Origin of the sequence: Sandarakinorhabdus sp. (assembly GCF_040398645.1) — a bacterium.
Taxonomy (GTDB): Bacteria; Pseudomonadota; Alphaproteobacteria; order Sphingomonadales; family Sphingomonadaceae; genus Sandarakinorhabdus.
Window position 1 is genome coordinate 41,824 of record NZ_JBBATR010000021.1, and the last position, 4,885, is coordinate 46,708.

Sequence of the window (4,885 nt, forward strand, 5' to 3'; positions counted from 1 at the left end):
GCGCCGGAGCCGTGGGTGCTTGGCTCGTCGGCGGACAGTGTCGGCTTTGCCGCTGATCTGGGCCTGCCCTATTGCATCGCCGATTTTATCGCGGCGCAGCAGGGCGATCTGGCCGATGCCTACCGCGCGCGGTTCGTGCCGCGCCATGCCGGTGACAGGCCGCGGGTGATGGTCGCGGTGTGGACGGTGTGCGCCCAAACCGATGCTGCAGCCCAGCGGCTGGCCGCACCGGCGCGCATGATGTTTGCGCACATGATGATGGGCAAATCGATTGCCGTTCCGGATCCCGATGTGGCCGTGGCCTGGCTGGCGGATCGGCCGGAAGTGGCGCGCGGCTTTGCCAGCAGGCGGGTTGTGGCCGGCAGCCTTGCCACCGTGCGCGCCGGATTGCTGGAGGTGATCAGCGAATATCAGGCCGATGAACTGATGCTGGTGAACATCCTGCACGGCCATGATGACCGCAAGGCCAGCTATCAATTGTCGTTTGATGCAATGCAGCTGGTAGACGCCTGACGGCTGGATTTTGTGCAGCGCAGCGTATAAGCCGCCGCTGCAACAGGTGGGCAGAACCAAAGGGCAAGGCATGCAACGACGGGTGTTGGCAATTGCATCAGGAGGTGGCCATTTCGTGCAACTGATGCGGTTGGCGCCGGCGTGGCAGGGCCATAATGTGGCCATTGCCACCGTTGATCCGGCCACGCAGGTGCTGGCGGGTGACGCGCCCTTTTACACGTTTCGCGATGTGTCCCGCGCCGATTGGTGGCGAATTCCGCTGGCGGCGCTGGATATTGCCATCATCCTGCTTCGGGTGCGCCCGCAGGTGATCATCACCACCGGCGCGCTGCCCGGCTTGATCGCGGCGGCGCTGGCGCGGCCATTCGGGGTGCGCAGCCTTTGGGTGGACAGTATCGCCAACAGCGAAATCCTGTCGGGCAGCGGCGGCCAGGCCGCGCGTGTGTGCAATCAGGTGGTCACCCAGTGGCCGCATCTGGCCGGTGCAAAGGCCGACCACTGGGGCAGCGTCTTGTGAATGGAATCGATCGGAGCCCGGCGGTAAACGGGGTGTTTGTTTCGGTCGGATCGATGATGCCGTTCGATCGGCTGTGCCGCGCCATGGACGAATGGGCCGCTGCCAATCCGGACGTGGCGGTGGAAATCCAGATCGGCAAGGGCAGTTACGAGCCGCGCCATGCCAAATGGGTGCGCAAACTGGCTCTTGCTGATTATCAGCAACGCGTTGCTGGCTGTGCGCTTTTTGTGGCGCATTGCGGCATGGGTTCGATCATCAGCGCCATTCAGGCTGGCAAGCCCATCTTGATGCTGCCGCGCCTGCAGGCCCAGGGCGAACATAACACCGATCATCAATTGGCAACGGCCCGGCATGTCGGCGTCCGCCCCGGCCTGCATCTCGCTGCCGACGCCGATGATCTGAAGGTGCGGGCGTCGACGCTGCTGGCTAGCATCGGTTCCGCGGGGGTCGGCGCGCCGGCACCAATTGCGGCGCATGCCGATCCGGCCTTCACAGCCCGCATCCGTGCGTTCATCGAGGCGGTATGATCCCTATCAGTGCCAGCGATGTCCCCGGCCACTACCGCCTGACGGTCAGCAAGCCGCTGTGCGTTGGCCCGCCAGACAATTTGTTCATGTTTGGCGGCATGGGTCTGGCCAGCGCGCTGGCCGCGGTGGAGGCCCACACCGGCCGCCCGACCGTGTGGGCGGCGGCACAATATCTGTCTTATGCCCGGCCGGGAACCGAACTTGACCTGGAAGTGATCGTGCCGGTTGCCGGCAAGCAAACCAGCCAGGCGCGGGTCATCACGCGGGCCGGCACGCAAGAGATCATCACTGTGAACGCGGCGCTGGGCAGCCGGCCGGACGCGCTGCACCAGCAATGGGCCGCCATGCCGGACGTGCCGCCGCCGCAAGATTGCCCGGCAATGGTCATACGCTGGACACGTGATCCGGATGATCTCAACAGCCAGTTCGATCGGCGGGTTGCGCACGGCAGTTTCGGCGCCGCCCGCGGCAGCGCACCCCCGTCAACCGATGGCATCGGCCGCCTGTGGGTGCGCCCATCCGATCCGGCAGCGGTGATCGACCGGCTGGCGCTGGCGGTGATGGCCGATTTCCTGCCATCGGGTGTTGGCAACGCGCTGGGCGCCAACGCCGGCGGCAACAGCCTGGACAACACGATCCGCTTCATGAACATAGTGCCGACCGATTGGGTGCTGGCCGATATGCGCATTCATGCCGTGCACGCCGGTTTTGCCCATGGCCGCATGCATTTGTTTGCGCAGGACGGCACATTGATGGCCACTGCCAGCCAGAGCATGATTGTGCGTATTCATAGTTGAGCGGTGCCGGGCAGCGGCCTAGCCTTGGCGATATGAACACGCACCTCATCGCTCTGCTACTGGCTTCGGCCGCAACCGCTTCCTCCGCAGCCGGCGCGCCGACAGACGCGCCAGCAACCCCAATGCCCGGCCCGCAGGTCCTTGCCGACAATCAGGCGCTGGCGGCGACGCTGAACTGGGCGGACGCGCAGGATTTCGACTTCGCCAGCCGCGGGTTTCTGGGCACCATTCCAGACGGCAAGATCCGGGGGCCAGAGGGCCGAATCCTGCGCGATCTGGCCGATGAGGATCAGTTCAAGGGGCCGGCACCGCCAACGGTGAACCCCAGCTTGTGGCGCAACGCGACCTTGGTGGCCAAACACGGCCTGTTCCAGGTGGCAGACGGCATTTGGCAGGTGCGCGGCCTTGATCTGGCCAACATGACGATCATTCGCGGTGCCACTGGCTGGATCATCATCGATCCGCTCACCGGCGCAGAAGCCGCCGCCGCTGCGCTGGCGCTGGTCACCGACAAGCTGGGCAAGCGGCCCGTGGTGGCTGTGATCTACACCCACAGCCATGTTGATCATTTCGGCGGCGTGCTGGGCGTGGTGAGCCAGGCCGATGTCGCCACCGGCAAGGTGCAGATCATCGCGCCGGAGGGGTTTCTTGAACACGCGGTGTCGGAAAATGTGATTGCCGGCCCGGCCATGCTGCGCCGCGCCGTCTATATGTTCGGCCAGGTGCTGCCGCGCGGGGCGACGGGCCATGTCTCGTCCGGGCTGGGGCCAATGGGCACGCCCGGCACCTATGGCCTGATCCCGCCAACAGACAGCATCAAGACGACCGGCGAGACGCGGACGATTGACGGCGTCGAGTTCGTCTTCCAGCTTACGCCCAACACCGAGGCGCCGGCGGAGATGAACTTCTATCTGCCGGCTTGGAAGGCGCTGTGCCTGGCGGAGAACGCCAATGGCGCGATGCACAATCTGCTCACGCCGCGCGGCGCGCTGGTGCGCGACGCCAAGGGCTGGGCCGATTATCTCGTCGAGGCCCGGCGGCGCTGGGGCGGCGAAGCGGATGTGCTGTTCACCAGCCATTTCTGGCCGCGCTGGGGCAAGGATCATATCAGGGACTATCTGCTCCGCCACGCGCAGGCTTACGCGTTCGTGCACAATGAAAGCGTGCGGCTGATGAACCAGGGCCTGAATGCCGTGGAGATCGGGGAGACGATCAAGCTGCCCGAACCCTTGGCAAAGGCGTGGTTCAACCGGCCCAATTATGGCAGTCTGAAATTCAACGCCCGCGCAGTCTATCAGCGCTATCTGGGGGCGTTTGATGGCGATCCGGCCAGCCTCGATCCGCTGCCCCGCGCCGATCTGGCGCCGCGTCTGGTTGCACAGATGGGCGGCGCGAAGAAAGTGCTGGCGGCGGGCAAGGCCGCCGCCGCCGAGGGTGATGACCGCTGGGCCGCCACGCTGCTGTCCACACTGGTACGCGCCGCGCCGGAGATGAAGGGCGCCAAGGCGGCGCTGGCCGGGGTCTATCGCCAGCTGGCCTGGCGCGCCGAAGCCGCCCCATGGCGCGATTTCTATCTGACCGGCGCGCAGGAGCTGGAACAGGGCATCAAACCCAGCACCCAGTCAGCGGCTTCCGGCATTGCGGCCAACCTGTCGGTGGCCAATTTGCTCGACAGCATAAGCGTGCGACTGGTGCCGGACCGCGCCATCGCGCCGATGACCATTGCCTTTGAGATTCCCGACGCCAAGGAGCGCCACCTCGTCACCATTGGTAACGGCGTGATGCTGCATGAGAAGGGCGTGACCGATGCGGCGCAGGCCACATTGGTGGTGCCGCGCCGGGCGCTGATTGGCCTGATCGGCGGCGCGGTGAAGGCACCGGAACTGATGGCGGCTGGACAGCTCAGCATCAAGGGCGATCTGGCGGTGCTGCAGCGCTTCATGGGCCTGTTTCAGCCGCCGAAACCGGATTTCCCGCTGGTGGCGCCCTGAGCGTTACTTTCGCAAGGGTGACCAGTCCGTCATGCTGACCCGGTCGTTGACGCGGTAGGGTTGGCCGTTCTCGCCGATAAAGAAATGCTCGGTTTCCTTGCGGTTGAACGGCCGTGAGCCCAGGCGGCCAAGCACGGCGATCTGACCACCGGTTTCATCTACGCCGCGATCCCGGTCCAGGCCCTTGGCAACGCTCAATGCCGGGCGACCGGTGCGGGCAAAGGCGATCAGTTCCGGTTTGGGCTTGGGCGAGAAGCCATAAAATGCCGGCTGGCTGTCCGGACTGGTCAGTTGCAGCACCTTCACTCCGTTGCGGCCATCGGCAACATAGGCAAACAACGTGGCATTAGTGCTGGCAACCACAACATCTTCGGCATCGTTCAAGGTGCCGCCGGCATCGAAACGCTGATAAAGCTGCGGTGCCAGCGGCTTCTTCACATCAACGATCACCAGGCCTTCGCCCTTGGCGGCGACATAAGCATAAGTGCGGGCCAGGTAGAATTTGCGGGCATCGGCAATCGCAAATGTCGCTTCGGGGCG

At 65.0% G+C, this 4,885-nt stretch carries 5 protein-coding genes and 1 pseudogene; 5 read left to right on the forward strand and 1 reads right to left on the reverse strand.

Annotated features, from left to right (window positions below):
• From ABWP50_RS06930 to ABWP50_RS06950, 5 genes are all read left to right on the forward strand, one after another.
• On the forward strand, window positions 1-513 hold a 513-nt coding region (locus ABWP50_RS06930; protein ID WP_353217266.1), incomplete at its 5' end, for an LLM class flavin-dependent oxidoreductase.
• Window positions 514-637: 124 nt separating this feature from the next.
• Complete coding sequence (locus ABWP50_RS06935; RefSeq protein WP_353217267.1) at window positions 638-1,030, forward strand: UDP-N-acetylglucosamine--LPS N-acetylglucosamine transferase; 393 nt, start codon at window positions 638-640, stop codon at window positions 1,028-1,030.
• Window positions 1,031-1,062: 32 nt separating this feature from the next.
• Complete coding sequence (locus ABWP50_RS06940) at window positions 1,063-1,557, forward strand: glycosyltransferase (RefSeq protein ID WP_353217268.1); 495 nt, start codon at window positions 1,063-1,065, stop codon at window positions 1,555-1,557.
• Complete coding sequence (locus ABWP50_RS06945) at window positions 1,554-2,354, forward strand: acyl-CoA thioesterase (RefSeq protein ID WP_353217269.1); 801 nt, start codon at window positions 1,554-1,556, stop codon at window positions 2,352-2,354. Before ABWP50_RS06940 ends, ABWP50_RS06945 begins: the two co-directional genes overlap by 4 nt.
• A 122-nt stretch (window positions 2,355-2,476) precedes the next feature.
• Window positions 2,477-4,345: an alkyl/aryl-sulfatase gene (locus ABWP50_RS06950; protein WP_353217270.1), complete on the forward strand. Its 1,869-nt coding sequence runs from the start codon at window positions 2,477-2,479 to the stop codon at window positions 4,343-4,345.
• A 3-nt stretch (window positions 4,346-4,348) separates the two neighbouring features.
• On the opposite strand, the pseudogene ABWP50_RS06955 reads toward ABWP50_RS06950, so the two are convergent.
• A pseudogene (locus tag ABWP50_RS06955) lies at window positions 4,349-4,885 on the reverse strand (hypothetical protein); the annotation flags it as partial.